At 30.5% G+C, this 15,279-nt stretch carries 15 protein-coding genes; 4 read left to right on the forward strand and 11 right to left on the reverse strand.

Features of this window, described 5'->3' with window-relative positions:
- Positions 1 to 69: 69 nt before the first annotated feature.
- The gene (gene mutY, locus AJN70_RS07865) at positions 70 to 1,089 is read left to right on the forward strand and encodes an A/G-specific adenine glycosylase (RefSeq protein WP_002868837.1); all 1,020 of its coding nucleotides are present in this window, start codon (positions 70 to 72) and stop codon (positions 1,087 to 1,089) included.
- Here mutY and AJN70_RS07870 read toward each other — a convergent pair.
- A complete protein-coding gene (locus tag AJN70_RS07870) occupies positions 1,075 to 2,334 on the reverse strand; it encodes an MFS transporter (protein WP_002851199.1) in 1,260 nt (419 codons plus the stop codon). The genes mutY and AJN70_RS07870 overlap by 15 nt on opposite strands.
- A 165-nt stretch (positions 2,335 to 2,499) precedes the next feature.
- Here AJN70_RS07870 and AJN70_RS07875 point away from each other — a divergent pair, with 165 nt between their 5' ends.
- Complete coding sequence (locus AJN70_RS07875) at positions 2,500 to 3,357, forward strand: radical SAM/SPASM domain-containing protein (protein WP_070295676.1); 858 nt, start codon at positions 2,500 to 2,502, stop codon at positions 3,355 to 3,357.
- Here AJN70_RS07875 and AJN70_RS07880 read toward each other — a convergent pair.
- The 4 genes from AJN70_RS07880 to AJN70_RS07895 are packed head-to-tail and all read right to left on the reverse strand — an operon-like array spanning position 3,354 to position 8,005.
- Positions 3,354 to 4,160, reverse strand: a complete 807-nt coding sequence (locus AJN70_RS07880; protein WP_070295677.1) for an ABC transporter substrate-binding protein — start codon at positions 4,158 to 4,160, stop codon at positions 3,354 to 3,356. The genes AJN70_RS07875 and AJN70_RS07880 overlap by 4 nt on opposite strands.
- The gene (locus AJN70_RS07885) at positions 4,157 to 4,933 is read right to left on the reverse strand and encodes an ABC transporter ATP-binding protein (protein WP_070252350.1); all 777 of its coding nucleotides are present in this window, start codon (positions 4,931 to 4,933) and stop codon (positions 4,157 to 4,159) included. Before AJN70_RS07885 ends, AJN70_RS07880 begins: the two co-directional genes overlap by 4 nt.
- On the reverse strand, positions 4,933 to 5,919 hold the full coding sequence (locus AJN70_RS07890) for a FecCD family ABC transporter permease (protein ID WP_044778651.1): 987 nt from the start codon (positions 5,917 to 5,919) through the stop codon (positions 4,933 to 4,935). Before AJN70_RS07890 ends, AJN70_RS07885 begins: the two co-directional genes overlap by 1 nt.
- A complete protein-coding gene (locus tag AJN70_RS07895) occupies positions 5,894 to 8,005 on the reverse strand; it encodes a TonB-dependent receptor (protein ID WP_044794093.1) in 2,112 nt (703 codons plus the stop codon). The genes AJN70_RS07890 and AJN70_RS07895 overlap by 26 nt, the downstream gene beginning before the upstream one ends.
- A gap of 193 nt (positions 8,006 to 8,198) precedes the next feature.
- Between AJN70_RS07895 and AJN70_RS07900 the strand changes: the two genes are divergently transcribed.
- Positions 8,199 to 8,954, forward strand: coding sequence for a HugZ family heme oxygenase (locus AJN70_RS07900; protein WP_070233518.1), 756 nt, complete (start codon positions 8,199 to 8,201; stop codon positions 8,952 to 8,954).
- A gap of 13 nt (positions 8,955 to 8,967) precedes the next feature.
- Here AJN70_RS07900 and prfA read toward each other — a convergent pair whose 3' ends face one another.
- The 6 genes from prfA to AJN70_RS07930 form a co-directional block, all read right to left on the reverse strand.
- Positions 8,968 to 10,035 (reverse strand): peptide chain release factor 1, encoded by a 1,068-nt coding sequence (gene prfA / locus AJN70_RS07905; protein WP_002858952.1) that lies wholly within the window; start codon positions 10,033 to 10,035, stop codon positions 8,968 to 8,970.
- An 18-nt stretch (positions 10,036 to 10,053) separates the two neighbouring features.
- On the reverse strand, positions 10,054 to 10,317 hold the full coding sequence (gene rpsT / locus AJN70_RS07910; RefSeq protein WP_002856547.1) for a 30S ribosomal protein S20: 264 nt from the start codon (positions 10,315 to 10,317) through the stop codon (positions 10,054 to 10,056).
- A gap of 78 nt (positions 10,318 to 10,395) precedes the next feature.
- Complete coding sequence (locus AJN70_RS07915; protein ID WP_070233519.1) at positions 10,396 to 10,896, reverse strand: phosphatidylglycerophosphatase A; 501 nt, start codon at positions 10,894 to 10,896, stop codon at positions 10,396 to 10,398.
- A 4-nt stretch (positions 10,897 to 10,900) separates the two neighbouring features.
- Positions 10,901 to 12,061, reverse strand: coding sequence for a sulfate adenylyltransferase (locus tag AJN70_RS07920; RefSeq protein ID WP_070233520.1), 1,161 nt, complete (start codon positions 12,059 to 12,061; stop codon positions 10,901 to 10,903).
- A complete protein-coding gene (locus AJN70_RS07925; RefSeq protein ID WP_052776787.1) occupies positions 12,039 to 12,926 on the reverse strand; it encodes a response regulator in 888 nt (295 codons plus the stop codon). The genes AJN70_RS07920 and AJN70_RS07925 overlap by 23 nt, the downstream gene beginning before the upstream one ends.
- The gene (locus AJN70_RS07930; RefSeq protein ID WP_002856129.1) at positions 12,923 to 14,038 is read right to left on the reverse strand and encodes a bifunctional 2-C-methyl-D-erythritol 4-phosphate cytidylyltransferase/2-C-methyl-D-erythritol 2,4-cyclodiphosphate synthase; all 1,116 of its coding nucleotides are present in this window, start codon (positions 14,036 to 14,038) and stop codon (positions 12,923 to 12,925) included. The genes AJN70_RS07925 and AJN70_RS07930 overlap by 4 nt, the downstream gene beginning before the upstream one ends.
- Positions 14,039 to 14,160: 122 nt before the next feature.
- On the opposite strand from AJN70_RS07930, the gene AJN70_RS07935 reads away from it, so the two are divergent.
- Positions 14,161 to 15,267, forward strand: coding sequence for an Mrp/NBP35 family ATP-binding protein (locus AJN70_RS07935; RefSeq protein WP_044261721.1), 1,107 nt, complete (start codon positions 14,161 to 14,163; stop codon positions 15,265 to 15,267).
- Positions 15,268 to 15,279: the final 12 nt, after the last annotated feature.

Here is a 15,279-nt window from a genome sequence, read left to right on the forward strand (position 1 = left end):
TATCCTTAATAATTTAATTTGAGCTAATTTTAGCAAAAAATTTTAAAATTTTTTGTTATACTCTCATTTATGCAAAAAAAAGAGCTTGAAAAACTACAAGAAAATTTACTTCTTTGGTATGAAAAAAATGGACGCAAAACTTTACCTTGGCGTAATTTACAAAGTCAAAATTGTGATGAAAGTTTAAAGCATATTGATAGAGCTTATGGAGTTTATATCAGCGAAATTATGCTTCAGCAAACTCAAGTTAAATCAGTTTTGGAAAGGTTTTATTTCCCCTTTTTGCAAAAATTTCCTACTTTAGAAAGTTTGGCTAATGCTAATGAAGATGAGCTTTTAAAGGCTTGGCAAGGACTTGGTTATTACACTCGTGCTAGAAATTTAAAAAAGGCAGCTTTAGAATGTGTGGATAAGTTTGAAGCTAAATTACCCAAAGAAGTTGAGGATCTAAAAAAATTAAGCGGTATAGGAGCTTATACAGCAGGTGCTATAGCTTGTTTTGGTTATGATCAAAAGGTTTCTTTTGTTGATGGTAATATACGCCGTGTGCTTTCTCGTCTTTTTGCTTTAGAAAATCCTAGCATGAAAGAACTTGAAAAAAGAGCTAAAGAGCTTTTAAATTTAAATCATGCTTTTGATCATAACCAAGCCTTGCTTGATATAGGGGCTTTGGTTTGTGTGAGTAAAAATGCAAAGTGTGGGATTTGTCCTTTGTATGATTTTTGTCAAGGCAAATTTCATACAGAGCTTTATCCAAGAGCTAAAAAAATACTTTATGAGAGTGTAAATTTAAATCTTTTTTTGTTTGAATTTAATAAAAAATTTGCCATAGGGCAAAGCCAAGATAAGCTTTATAAGGGTATGTATAATTTTCCTTTTTTTAAAGAAGGAGAGTATAAACTTTCTAAAGATATGGGTTTTGTAGGGGAGTTTAAGCACAGCTATACTAAGTATAAACTTAATATCAAGGTTTATCATCAAATTTTAAACAATGAAAATAAAAATTATGAATTTAAAACCTTAAAAGAGTTAGAAAGTACCGCACTTTCGGCACTTTCTTTAAAAGCGTTAAAATTAATTAAGCTCTGATTTTTTAGGCAAACATAAAGTAGCTATAAGCATGATGATTGTAAAAATAGCTATATATATAAAAAAGCCATTTTCTATACCTGCATTTTTAAATTGTAAAGCAACCCAAGGAGCAGATCCTCCAAAAACAGCATTTGAAATAGCATAACCCAAACCTGTCCCTAAAGCTCTTACATGTTCAGGAAAAAGTTTTGCTTTAAAAATCCCAGCAACTGAAGTATAAAAACTTAAAATAACAAACAATAATACCACCAACATAAATGTCAAAGAAGGATTATTTTGTGCGTTATTGGCTATAAGTGAAAAAATAGGATAAATTCCTACCAATGCCAAAATACAAAATACAATTAAAGATCGTTTGTGACCTATTTTATCTCCTATATATCCAAAAAGAGGTTGAATGATCATTAGTATAAATAAAGCACCTAAGAAAAGATTATTAACAAGCATTTTATCCATACCCGTATTTTCCATAAAAGTTTTAGTATAAGTTGTAATGGTGTAAAAAGCTAAAGAACCTCCAGAGGTAACCCCAAGTACCATTAAAAAAGGTTTCCAAGATTTGCATAATGCCTTTAAAGTACCACGATCTTCATGCTGGTGAAGTTTTGTAGCACTTTCATTCATCATTTTTCTTACAAAAAGCGAGCCTAGTGCTAAAATTCCGCCTATTACAAAAAGTATTCTCCAAGCATAATCTTTCATATCATCAATGCTAAAAAATAAAAACATTATACTAATGCTTGCAACGGCCAAAAGTTGACCACCTATTAGGGTTACATACTGAAAAGATGAGTAAAAACCGCGTTTTCCTTCCGTAGCAAGTTCTGAAAGATAAGTAGCTGCTATACCATACTCCCCGCCTACACTAAGACCTTGAATAAGTCTTGCTATTAAAAGTAAGATAATAGCAAGATCGCCCACTGTATCTTTGCTTGGTAAGGCTGCTATCATAAAAGAGCCCAAAGCCATTAAAACCACTGATATAACCATAGATTTTTTACGACCTACTTTATCAGCTAAAGAGCCAAAAAGCCAAGAGCCTATAGGACGCATAAAAAATCCTGCTGCAAAAACCCCAAAGGCATTGATTTGCTGGATAACAGGATTATCTGAAGTTGAAAAAGTATGAGCAAAATAAGTTGCTGTAAAAGCATAGATATAAAAATCAAACCACTCTACTAAATTTCCGCTACTTGCAGCAATAATAGAGCGAATTTTTTTCGTGCGAGTAAGCTCTTGCATAAACCCTTCCTTAATTTTAGATTTTTATTTAAGTATAGTGTGATTTTTGTTTAATATATTTAAAAATAAAGAAGAGAAATAAAAAAGATAAAAATATCGATAAAAATGTTACATATTTTAATAAATTTCATAAATTTTGGTAAAATGTTTACTCTAGGAAATATAATGAAATTTAAAAAAATATATATAGAATTAAGCGATATTTGTGGTTTAAAATGTGATTTTTGTCCTTCTCAAAAAGGAATTCGCGGGGTAATGAGTGAAGAAAAATTTCAAAACTTAGCTTATGAAATTTCTAACAAAGCTGAGCTTTTTACTTTTCATCTTTTGGGTGATCCTTTGCTTTTACCTAATTTGGAAAATTATATAAAAATTGCAAAAGGTGAAGCTATGAAACTTGAAGTCACTACAAGTGGCTTTTATCTAAATTCTAAAAATCAAGCTTTATTGTTAGGGTATGAGAATATCCATCAAATCAATATTTCTTTAATGTCTTTTTTGAGTCAAAGCAAAATTTCTTTAGAACAGTATTTTAAGCCTATTTTAGAACTTTGCAAAAAGCATTTAGAGCAAAAAAGCCTTTCTTTTATCAATCTAAGACTTTGGAATTTAGATGCTAACTTTAAAGCACCTAAGTCAAATTTAGAAATTTATGAGTTTTTAGCCAAAGAATTTGAAGTTAAGATCGATGCAAGCTTAAGTAAAAATCGCTTGCAAAGACATATTTTGCTTCATCAAAATAAACTTTTCAAATGGCCAAATTTAAAAGATAAACCCCTTTATAAAAAAGGAAAATGTCATGCTTTAAAAGAGCAAATTGGGATTTTAAGTGATGGAAGTTTAGTACCTTGCTGTTTGGATACTAAAGCAGATATTAACTTGGGAAATGTTTTTGAAAATAACTTTGATAAGCTTTTTAAATCACCGCGTATAAAGATGATGAAAAAAGCTTTTGAAGAAAACAAACGCATAGAAAAACTTTGTCAAACTTGCGAATTTTTTAAAGCAAGATTGAGTGATTAAAAATTGTTATTTTCTAGCTTTGTTTTAAATTCTTGAATTCTATCTATTATCTTAGGACTAAGACGTAATAATATATGTGTATCTTTGTTAAAATAAATACTTCCTGTTTTAACTGCTTTGGTATTTTTCAATAAAGCATTTGTATCTAAAAGATTATTTTTGGCACTCATTCCAAGAATGAGTATGTTTGGATTTTGTTTCAGTATGTATTCTGCTGATATAACAGGTCTTGAAATTTGACTTTGCGGGCTTAAATTTTTAATCCCTATGAGTCTTAAAATATCAGCTATTAAAGAATTATCATTAAAGGCCATTAAAGGGTTGCTAGAATAAAGATAAATCGCACTTTTATTTAAGGGTTTATCGCTTAATTTTTTTAAATTTTGAGCAAATTCTTGTTTTAAAAGCTCTGCTTCTTTTTCTTTTTTCGTGATTTGGCCTAAGGTTGTGATATTTTTTGTTATATCTTCTAAACGCTCGGCTTTTAAATTGATACTTTTGATACCAAAATTTTTAAGTCCTTCTTCTAAATTTAAAGAATAAGAACTTAAAATCACCAAACTTGGTTTTAATGCTACTATTTTTTCAAGCGAAGGATTTGAAAAAGTGCCTACGCTTGTAAGTTTTGAGGTTTGATCTTTAGGATAGATATTTGAGTGTTGTAAAGTGGCAATGCCTACGATTTGATCTTCAGCCTTAAGCATAAAAAGGGTTTCTATGCTTGCAGGATCAAGCACTACAAGGCGTTCTTTTGCATTTAGTGTGATTAAAAACAAACTCATAATAATTAAAATTTTTTTCATTTTTTCTCCTTTAAAGCTAAAATATAAGGTTTAGAATTTTTATAAATAATCTCGCAGTTTAAATCATAAATTTCTTTTAAAATTTCTTGAGTAAAAAGCTCTTTACTCGTTCCAAAATACTTTATTTCCCCTTCTTTTAAAAAAAGGATTTTATCGCAGAACATAGAAGCTAAATTTAAATCATGCAAGATAGCAACAACGGCTATATTTTTTTCTTTAACTAGTTTTTCGCAAAGACTTAAAAGCTCTATAGCATAGTTTAAATCAAGGGCTGAAGTGGGTTCATCTAAAAAAAGAATTTTTGGCTTTTTAAGCAAAGCTCTTGCCAAAAGCATTCTTTGAAATTCACCCCCACTTAAAGAAAGTATGCTTCTTTCTAGAAAATTTTCAAGTCTTAAATTCTTAGCAAATTCTTTAATTTCTATAATATCTTCTTTAGAATAAGAACTAAAAGCGTGTTTTAAATTTGCATATTTGCTCATTAAAAGCACATCGATGACTTTTAAAGGGGTGTTTAATTCTGATTTTTGAGGCACAAAGCCGCAAATTTTGGCAAATTCTTTAAGAGAAAAATCTTTGATATTTGTATTAAAAAGACTTATCTCTCCTTTATTTGGACTTAAATTTTTAAGTATAAGTTTTAAAAGAGTGCTTTTACCTGAGCCATTTGGCCCTAAAATTCCTATAAAAGCCTGATTTTTAAGTTCTAAATGAATGTTTTTTAGTAAATCTTTTTGGTGATAAGCAAAGCTTAAATCTTGTATTTTTAGCATTATAAAAATCTCCTAGCACTTAAAGCCAAGTATAAAAAAATAGGAGCTCCAAAAAATGCAGTTAGGATTCCAATCGGAATTTGCACAGGGGCTAAAAGAGTTCTTGCTAAAGTATCACAAATAAGTAAAAATAATCCTCCAAATGCTGTACATAAAGGGATAACTAAGGCATTATCATAGTTTTTAAGCAAAAGTCTTATAGTATGAGGAATGATGAGTCCAACAAAGCCTATAAGTCCGCTAAAAGCAACCGCAAAAGATACAGCCAAGGATGAGACAATGAGTAAATTTATCTTTAATTTTTGAGCATTTACCCCTAAATTTCTAGCTTCATCATCTCCGCTTAAAAGTATGTTTAATTCGTTTTTATGAGCGTAAAAATAAAACAAACAAAAAATTAAAGGCAAGATTAAAATTCCCACACGAAACCAAGAAGCATTGCCTATATTTCCCATAAGCCAAGCGACTATTTTAAAAGAATCCTCGCCTATAAGATAAGTGAAAAAAGAAGTAAAAGCCCCTAAAAAAGATGAAGCTGCTATGCCGATAATGAGTAAAGTCGCTATAGAAGCCTTAGAAGAAATTTTAAAAACTCCTAGGGCAAAAAAGGCAGAGCAAACAAAACCTAAAATTCCATAATAATAATCATTCAATTTTAACAAATACGCCAAAACCGCTCCAAAGGTCGCCGCAGAAGCTATACCTATGATATAAGGATCGGCTATAGGATTTGAAAATACATTTTGAGTGATAGCCCCACTACTAGCTAAAAGCATACCGATTAAAATCGCCATTATAATGCGTGGTAAGCGTCCATCTATGATGATTTGTCTTAAAATTTCATCTTGGCTAAAGATATATGAAAAAAGTTCTTTTGGGTTTAAATTCTCATCTCCTAAGCAAAGTGCTGTAAAAGAAGCGATTATATAAGCTACTACAAGCCCTATAATCACTAAAATTTTAGAATGCGTATTTAAATTCAACATAGTAGTTTCTGCCATTCCCAACTAGGTATTGATCATTTATACTGTCTTGGTATGTGTAGTATCTTTTATCGAAAAGATTGCGAATTCCTGCTAAAATTTGTAATTTTTTATAATTATATTTCATGCCAATATCTGTTAAAAAATAATCCCTTATCCAAGAATTTTTAGACATTTTTCCTGTATTTTCATCTATAGTTCCACCATCTTTTGCTCTAGAAAAATAGGTTAAATCAATAAAATTTGAGAAATTTTTATTCCAAGCGTATTCGAGCCCAGCTGTGGCTTTGATTTTTGAAACATAAGGAATTTTCATGCCGTCATTAACACCTTTAGAAATTTTAGCATCAAGATAAGTTAGACTTTCTCTAAAGATTAAATCATCATCTAAAAAATTTTGACTCAGACTTAATTCTACTCCTAAACGGCGAGTTTGATCTATATTATAATATTGCCAAAATCCTCCACCTGTGGCATGAGGGTTTCCAAGATAAGAAATTTCATCTTTGCTTAGGGTGTAAAATAAAGTTAGATTAAAGCCGTAAAAATCCCACCAAAAATCATCAATTCCTAGTTCAAAGGTATCAAAGATCTCAGGATTTAAATTTGCAGAATAATACTTTTGTGAAATTTTATCCTTATTGACAAATTGTGCTGGACTTGGAGAGACAAAACCTCTTTCGTATTTGATATAAAGCTTTCCTGTGTCTGAGTATTTAAAATTTGGAGTGATTTCAAAGGCGAAGTTATGACTTGTATCATCGGTCGAAAAAAGTTCAGTTTTGATTATAGGACGTTGAGGCATTATCATATTGCTAGTGTAATTTCTATTTGTGTTATAAAGACTATATTCATATCTTGCTCCACCTGAGATACTAAAAATATCATTAAATTCATGAGAATCAAGAGCGAAAATAGAATGGCTTTGTTTAGTCATATTCATAAGCGTTGTCATAGTATGACTCATGTTAGTGTTTACATCATAATGAATAATGCTTGTTCTTTTTGCATCATGGTTTGCAAATTTATAACCAAAAATAAAATAAGAATTATTTGCATAATTTAGTTTGTTTTTTAAACTTATCCCTGTAAGTGTGTCTTCAAAACCACTTCCATTTTGATATACAGGAAGACTCATACTTCCATAACTCATTGTAGAAACATCTTTTAGATAATTGATCTTTTGATTTTGCCAAAAAGCTTCTAGGTTAAATTCCCATATATCATCAAAATAGTAATGATAATCCAAAGAAATTTCAGGGCGATTGATTTGTGTGATATTATCACTATTGCCTTTTTGGGTTGGATCGCTTTGAGCTTGTGCTTTTGTTAGATAGCCACTGCTGGTATTTTTGCTTTTAAAATAATTATAACCCAAAGTTAAATCGCTATTATCATTGATATCAATATAGGTTTTTGTGTTGATAAAATAACCTTTTTCATTATAACCTTCTTGATATCCATCAAGGTTAAAACTTTGTATATCAAAGCTAAAAGCTAAATTTTCATTTATTTGTTTGGCGCCATTGATACCTAAATTTCCACCTAGTCCACCATGATCATAGGCACTGCTTTTTAAATTTATAGCAAAAGCATCTGATTTTTGTTTTTTTGTAATGATATTAATCACGCCCCCTCTAGTACCACTTCCATAAAGCACAGATCCACCCCCAGGTATGATTTCTATGCGTTCTACATTATCTAAATTGATACTATCTAGTGGGGTTACACCATGGGAATTATCAAGAACATTAATAGCACGCCCATCGATCATAACTTTTACAGCTATATTGGATTTATCTCCTTGTCCACGCATATCTATATTGCGTCCAAGTCCAAAATTTACAAAACTAATGCCTGAAATTCTTTCTAAGGCTTGTTCTAAGGAAACATAACCTTTATTTTGCAGATCTTTGCCTTCTATGCTGATTACATTGCGTAAATTTGAGTCTGCATCTTGCTCAAAACCTGTTGCACTAACAACAACTTTTTGTAGATTGATAGCTTCATTTGATTCTTGTGCATTTAAATTAGTTATTAGCAATAATGCAAATAAAGATAACTTAAAATCTTTTTTATTTTGGTGCAAATTTTACTCCTTAAATAAAATAAATAATGATAATTTATATCATAATAATTTAGAACGAAATTTATCCTTTATTAACTTAATTTAGTATAAATTTTTGTTAAAATAGATAATTTATATATTTTAAGTTATTTTTAATTTGATAATTGATACCATTTTTTTTAATATTTTATTTTAAAATCAAGAAAGGATAAAAATGAATTTTGAAAGCATTATTTCTCATATGAATGATCATCATAAATCAAATTTAGTTGATCTTTGTAAAAAATTTGGTGGTATTGAGCAAGTGCAAGATGTTTTTCTAAAAAGTGTTGATTTTAATGGCTTAGATCTTGTTTACAATGATAAAGAAAATTTACGAGTGGAATTTCCTAAAAAAGCCGATGAAAACACGATTAAAGATACTATAATATCCCTTTGCATGAGCGCAAAGAGCGAGCAAAATTTTAGTGGCGTAGAAAAAGAATTAAATGAATTTATGCTAAGTTTTAATTCTGTAGCTTTGGCGACTTTAAATGCAAATGGAGAAGTTGTTTGCTCGTATGCACCTTTTGTAAGCACACAATGGGGAAATTATATTTATATAAGTGAAGTAAGCGAACATTTTAACAACATCAAAGTAAATCCAAACAATATAGAAATAATGTTTTTAGAGGATGAGAGTAAAGCTGCTTCTGTTATACTTCGCAAAAGATTGCGCTATAGAGTAAATGCAAGCTTTTTAGAGAGAGGTGAAAGATTTGATCAAATTTATGATGAGTTTGAAAAACAAACCGGAGGAGAAGGAGGCATTAAAACTATACGCAAGATGCTTGATTTTCATCTAGTAAAGCTTGAATTTAAAAAAGGACGCTTTGTAAAAGGTTTTGGTCAAGCTTATGATATAGAAAATGGAAATGTTGCACATGTAGGTGCTAGTGGAAATCCACATAAATTCCCACATAAGCATTAATTTGTATAAAATCTTATAAATTTTGTTCTTGTAAAGCTTGGGCTTGATGATGAGTGATTAAAGGTTCTATGATTTCATCAAAAAGCCCATCTTGCATAATGGCATCTAAGCGATATAAAGTAAGATTTATTCTATGATCGCTGATACGATTTTGTGGAAAATTGTAAGTGCGAATGCGTTCGCTTCTATCTCCGCTTCCTACTTGTGATTTTCTTGCTTCACTTTCTTTTGCTAGTCTTTCACTCTCTTGCATTTCATAAAGCCTTGCTTTTAGGACTTTCATCGCACTTTCTTTATTTTTGTGTTGGCTTTTTCCATCTTGATTGACTACAACTATACCTGTAGGGATATGAGTGATACGAACAGCTGAATCAGTAGTATTTACACTTTGTCCACCATGTCCCGAAGATCGCATAACATCAACTTTAAGATCGTTTGGATTGATTTCGATTTCTATATCATCAACTTCTGGCATTACTGCCACGGTGATAGCAGAAGTATGCACACGTCCTTGGGATTCTGTTTGAGGAACTCTTTGAACACGGTGCGTTCCACCTTCATATTTAAGTCTTGAATAAGCCCCTGTTCCTTTAACAAGCATGATGATTTCTTTAAATCCACCTACACTCCCTTCGCTAGAGCTTACAATCTCAAGTTTATAGCCGCGATTTTCAGCATATCTTGCATAAGCTTTTACAAGATCTCCTACAAATAAAGATGCCTCATCTCCACCTGTGCCTGCACGAATTTCAAGAAAAATATTTCTTTCATCATTGGGATCCTTAGGAAGAAGTAAAATTTTAATCTCTTCTTCAAGTTTCGGTTTTAATTCTTCTAAAGTTTTTAGTTCTTCTTTTGCAAGTTCCCCAAGTTCTGGATCGTTTAGCAAAGCTTTATTTTCTTCTATATTGTCTAAAGTTTTTAAATACTCTTTAGCTTTTAAAACGATAGGTTCTAAATTTTTTTGTTCTTTAGAGAGTGTAGTCATTTTACTGATATCGTTGAGTATATCAGAACTGCTAAGAAGAGAATTTAACTCTTCAAAGCGTTTTAAAAAAGGATCTAGTTTGCTAGCTAACATTAAAAACTATATAGAAAATTATGCGATTTTATTTACTAAAAGGGCTAAGCGGCTTACACGGCGAGAAGCAGTTTGTTTTTTAATGAAACCGCGACTTACCATAGCATGAATGCTTTTATTAGCTACTTTTAAAGCTTCATTAGCAGCATTTTTATCTCCATTTGCTGCAGCTTCTCTTACGGCTTTAGTTATATTTTTAAGTCTTGTTCTATAGAATCTATTTCTTTCTGTTTTTTTAATAGTTTGTCTTGCTCTTTTTTCAGCAGATTTATGGTTTGCCATTTATATTTTCCTTTTTTGAAATTAAAGACTAAATTATATAAGAATAAAATTTAAAATTTAATTAATTTAAGCAAAATTTCAAAATAAATCTTTTAAATTTATATCCCAAAAAACTAAATTAAATTTAAGTAAAAATCCATAAATTACCGCACTTAAAAGTCCAGCAAACAATCCTGCTAGCATATCATCAAGCATTACACCTAGTCCGCCTTTGACTTTTTTATCTATTTTGCCAATAATAGAAGGTTTTGTAATGTCAAAGAGTCTAAATAAAACAAAAGCCAAAATAAAATTGACTATTGAGTTTTCGACACTTGCTGCAATAGCACAAGCAAGAAAAACCCCAGCAACTTCATCGATAACTATGTGTTTGTCATCGTGAATTCCTGTTTTTTTTTCATAATCATCTATAACACGAATACTTGCAACAAAAATTAAAATACTTAGTAAAAACAAAGTATTAATCGCAAGATATTTAAGTATAAAAAAAGCAGGTATTAAAGCAGCGATAGTACCAAAAGTCCCACTTGCCTTTTTTACGGAGCCTGAATAAAAAAAAGTTAAAAATAATTTTTGCATTTTGTTACACCATATAAGACATTTGATGAATTTCTAAAAGTTTTTGATAAAATTCTTCATCATTTTTGTATTCTAAAATTCCATCAGTTGGAAAAAGCTCATTATAAATTTTTTGCATATTTTTTAATCTATTTGGAAAAAGAGAAGTTAAAATAACACTAGATACTTCCTTGCGCATGAAAATTGCTGGAGGAATGATACCCGCTCTTAGTAAATCTTTTAAAGACTGAGAATTATAGTGCAAATGGTGATGACAACCATGAGGGCAAGATCTTGTGCTAACAATCATGCGACATTGATCGCAAAATACAAATTCAGGTAAAACAATCACTTCTATGCCATAGTCCTTGGAAAAATCATCAAGTATGGTTTTTGGTTGATTATCATCATAAAACATTCCAAGTCCTGTATGATTTTGTCCTACTACTAGTTTGGTACAACCTAAACTTTTTGCGATAATGCTTTCTAAGCCAGGATTTAAATGAGCGTGAAAAATATTAATATTTTTTAATGGAAAAATGAAAATTCTATCTGGCGGAAGATAGTTTTGAATAAATTTTTTCAAATACGCTTCTTTAAGTTCGAATTCAAATCCATTTGCATCAAAAGATTCTACAAGAAAAATTACAACTAAATCTGCTTTATCAATAGTCCAACGAAACATTCTTTCATGAGCACGATGCAAAGGATCAAAACTTGAAACTATAGCGGTAATTTTTTGTGCATTAAGATTGTTTTTGATTTGTTGAAAATTTTCTTTTATTTTTTTAATTTGAGAATTGTAAATTTCTATTTTTCCACTTATACAAGTTGTTCCCATATCTTCCAAAGAGCAAGTGTTAGGACTGAAAATATCAGAAAAATTTTTATTATTTTTAAATTGGCTTTTAAAATCTATATGTCCTACTACTTTTTCGTCTAGTATGAGATCGATTCTATCGCCAGATTTTATATCATTTAGTGCTTCTTCAGCATTTTTTGGTGCAAAGCTTAAGGGATAGGGAAAACTTTCTCCTTTAAATTTTCCTGATTTAATGATTTCATTGACTTCTTTTTCATTCATTAAATGAGTGCAAGTACCTAGCAAACCTTCTTTAATAAGTGACAAGATGCCAAATTCATTTTGAACTATGGTAATGTTTTTATTTTTTCTTGCTGATTTCATATTTCTTCCTTTTTTCCCATAAAGATTTACGTGAAATGCCTAATTTTTTTGAAAGATCAGTATCAGGAAATATATTTTGGTAATTTATAATAACATATTTTACATACTCATCTATGGTTAAAATTTCATTGCTATCGATATTTTTTTCATTATCATTTAAATTAATGCAGTTTATTTTTAAATCATCTGTATTTGAATTGGTATGTAAAATAACATTTTTGTTTTGTATAAAATCTAGGAGTTTTTCCTTTTCTGTTGCTTTTAATGCTTGAAAATTACTCAAAAATAAGAGATTGTTTTCTGTGGGAAGTTTCATAACTTTTTCAACTGAATTTGTAGATGTTAAATCAATAAAAGAAAGAGTAATGTCACATTCATTTGTATAATTAAAAACAAAAGCATCAGCACTGCTTTGCTTGTTGGATTTTAACATCAATGGAAGTTTTAATTTTTTATAATTATACTCTGGAATTTTGATTGTTTCTAATCTTGATTTGATATAGCTTTGATAAGCTTTATTAAGGATTGAAAGTTTTCTAAAATCCTGATAATGCTTTATTTTTCTAATCAGCTCTTCTATCATAAAGGGTTTTTGAATATAATCACTAGCACCTAATTTCAAAGGATTTGAAACTGTATCTGTGCTTATGTAAGAAATAAGCAAAATAATAATACTATGTTTAAACTGACCTACGGCTTTTAGAAAATTATTAGTATTTGTAGAAAGCAGTATAATATCATAGTATTTTTCACCATTGTATTCATCAAACGAGTTGATAATTTCACAGCTATATCCAGCATCACTTAGTTTAATGCTAATGCTTTGCGCTAGATAAATTTCATTTTCAATAATTAAAACTTTCATAATCTTGTCCAATCAAAATATTTTAAATTTACACTACTAAGCACCGCCATACCTTCTTTTCTTCCAATAAAACCCAATTTTTCCGTTGTTGTGGCTTTAACATTGATTCTAAATTCATCTAAATCTAAAGTATGAGCTATATTGCTTTGCATAGCTTGTTTAAAGTCTTTAAGTTTAGGGCTTTGTGCCATGACGCAAATGTCTATATTAATGAGTTCAAAACCTACTTCTCTGACTTTATCATAAGCCTGTTTTAAAAGCTCCATGGAGTTGGCATTTTTAAATTTCATATCAGTATCAGGATAAAGCTCTCCTATATCTCCAAGTCCTGCAGCACCTAAAATCGCATCAGTTAAAGAGTGAGCTAAAACATCTCCATCGCTGTGTGCTTTAAGCCCCATAGTAGGATGAATTTGCACTCCTGCTAAAAGCAAAGGGCGATTCTCTCCAAATTCATGCACATCAAAACCATTGCCAGTAAAAATTTCAAAGCTAGGTGTAGGCAAATCAAGCTTTTTAAGATCTTCTTTAAAGGTTAGTTTTCTTGCATTTTCTTCACCTTCAACAAACCAAATTTTTCCACCCATTGCAGCTATAGCTGTGCTATCATCTGTAAATTCTAGGTTTTGATCCAAGGCTTTTTTAAGCAATTTGGTTTTAGAAATTTGCGGGGTTTGAATGAGTTTGATTTTTTCTCTTTGCAAGGCTTCATTGTCAAAAAGTGTTGTATCTGCAACTTTTAAAGCAGGGGTAATACAATCTGCTTTATCTAAATTTTCAATCAAACGATCAAACAAATTTTTACTCACCAATACCCTTGCTACATCACTTACCATAACAAATTCGCTATCTATGAGCTCTAAGGCTTTTTTTAAGGATTCTGCTCTGGTATCACCACCTTCTATGAATTCATAGTTTTTAGTAAATTTTTTCATATAAGAAATATTACTAGAGGTAACAACTATTTTTTTAAAAGGATAAAAAGAGCTTAAATTTTTTGTTGCATAAAGCCAAAGAGGGTCATTTCCAAGTCGTAAAAATTGTTTTTTTACCTTTGTGTTAAAACGAGTAGAATTTCCAGCTGCTAACATAATGAGGCTAATTTCACTCATTTTTTCATTCCTCTTTTTAATATTGTTGGTTTTTATAATGTTACCATATTATACACTTATAAAAAGCTAAATTTTATCATTTTATTAGTAAAATTGATTTTTTTAAAAGACAAGGAAAAAATATGAAAGAACAAATTTTAGAGAAATTAAAAACTGTAAAATATCCTGGTTTTGAAAAGGATATAGTGAGTTTTAACTTTGTAAAAGATATTAAAATTCAAGATGATGGTGTATTTATTGATATAGAAATCGTTTCAGCAAATCCTGAGGTAGCTAATGAAATTCGTAAAAATGCTACTGAAGCTTTATCGAGTTTGGCTTTAAAAAATATCGAACTTAATATCATCACTCCAAAAATTCCTGAAGAAAAAAGTAATTCAAGAAGTGGAAAAAATATTGCTCCACAAGTAAAAAATTTCATCATGGTTTCAAGTGGAAAAGGTGGTGTGGGTAAATCTACAACTACAGTGAATTTAGCAATTTCCATGGCTAAAATGGGAAAAAGAGTAGGTATTTTAGATGCAGATATTTATGGGCCCAATATTCCAAGAATGCTAGGTGAAACCAAAACTCAGCCTGAAGTAGTAGGGCAGAGATTAAAGCCTATTTTAACTCATGGTGTTTATATGATGAGTATGGGGGTTTTGATCGAAGAGGGTCAAGGGCTTATGTGGCGTGGAGCTATGATTATGAAAGCAATTGAGCAACTTTTAGCTGATGTAATTTGGCCTGAGCTTGATGTATTGTTTTTGGATATGCCTCCAGGAACAGGCGATGCGCAAATTACTTCTGCACAAAGTATTCCTATTACTGCGGGAGTTTGTGTAAGTACGCCTCAAACTGTATCTTTAGACGATAGTAAAAGAGCTTTAGATATGTTTAATAAACTTCACATTCCTATAGCGGGTGTGATTGAAAATATGAGCGGATTTTTATGTCCTGATAATGGTAAAGAGTATGATATTTTTGGCAAAGGAACGGCTGAGGATATGGCAAAAGCCTATAAAAGTGAAGTCTTAGCACAAATTCCTATAGAAATGATAGTAAGAGAAGGTGGAGATGAAGGCAAGCCTGTGAGTTTTTATCACCCTGAAAGTGTGAGTTCAAAGCGTTATTTAACAGCAGCTGAAAAAATTTGGAGCTTTATAGAAAAGATTAACAATGAAGGTGGTGCGGATAATTCTGCTATACAACCTGTGATGAATGGAAAAAGTGCGTGTTCGCATTAAAAATTAAGTGGA

This window comes from Campylobacter sp. BCW_4341 (assembly GCF_001764255.1).
Taxonomy (GTDB): Bacteria; Campylobacterota; Campylobacteria; order Campylobacterales; family Campylobacteraceae; genus Campylobacter_D; species Campylobacter_D jejuni.

Excerpts from the sequence above, each read along its gene's own strand:
- mutY (WP_002868837.1), top strand. The coding sequence starts at position 70 with ATGCAAAAAAAAGAGCTTGAAAAACTACAAGAAAATTTACTTCTTTGG.
- AJN70_RS07870 (WP_002851199.1), bottom strand. The coding sequence starts at position 2,334 with ATGCAAGAGCTTACTCGCACGAAAAAAATTCGCTCTATTATTGCTGCA.
- AJN70_RS07875 (WP_070295676.1), top strand. The coding sequence starts at position 2,500 with ATGAAATTTAAAAAAATATATATAGAATTAAGCGATATTTGTGGTTTA.
- AJN70_RS07880 (WP_070295677.1), bottom strand. The coding sequence starts at position 4,160 with ATGAAAAAAATTTTAATTATTATGAGTTTGTTTTTAATCACACTAAAT.
- AJN70_RS07885 (WP_070252350.1), bottom strand. The coding sequence starts at position 4,933 with ATGCTAAAAATACAAGATTTAAGCTTTGCTTATCACCAAAAAGATTTA.
- AJN70_RS07890 (WP_044778651.1), bottom strand. The coding sequence starts at position 5,919 with ATGTTGAATTTAAATACGCATTCTAAAATTTTAGTGATTATAGGGCTT.
- AJN70_RS07900 (WP_070233518.1), top strand. The coding sequence starts at position 8,199 with ATGAATTTTGAAAGCATTATTTCTCATATGAATGATCATCATAAATCA.
- prfA (WP_002858952.1), bottom strand. The coding sequence starts at position 10,035 with ATGTTAGCTAGCAAACTAGATCCTTTTTTAAAACGCTTTGAAGAGTTA.
- rpsT (WP_002856547.1), bottom strand. The coding sequence starts at position 10,317 with ATGGCAAACCATAAATCTGCTGAAAAAAGAGCAAGACAAACTATTAAA.
- AJN70_RS07915 (WP_070233519.1), bottom strand. The coding sequence starts at position 10,896 with ATGCAAAAATTATTTTTAACTTTTTTTTATTCAGGCTCCGTAAAAAAG.
- AJN70_RS07920 (WP_070233520.1), bottom strand. The coding sequence starts at position 12,061 with ATGAAATCAGCAAGAAAAAATAAAAACATTACCATAGTTCAAAATGAA.
- AJN70_RS07925 (WP_052776787.1), bottom strand. The coding sequence starts at position 12,926 with ATGAAAGTTTTAATTATTGAAAATGAAATTTATCTAGCGCAAAGCATT.
- AJN70_RS07930 (WP_002856129.1), bottom strand. The coding sequence starts at position 14,038 with ATGAGTGAAATTAGCCTCATTATGTTAGCAGCTGGAAATTCTACTCGT.
- AJN70_RS07935 (WP_044261721.1), top strand. The coding sequence starts at position 14,161 with ATGAAAGAACAAATTTTAGAGAAATTAAAAACTGTAAAATATCCTGGT.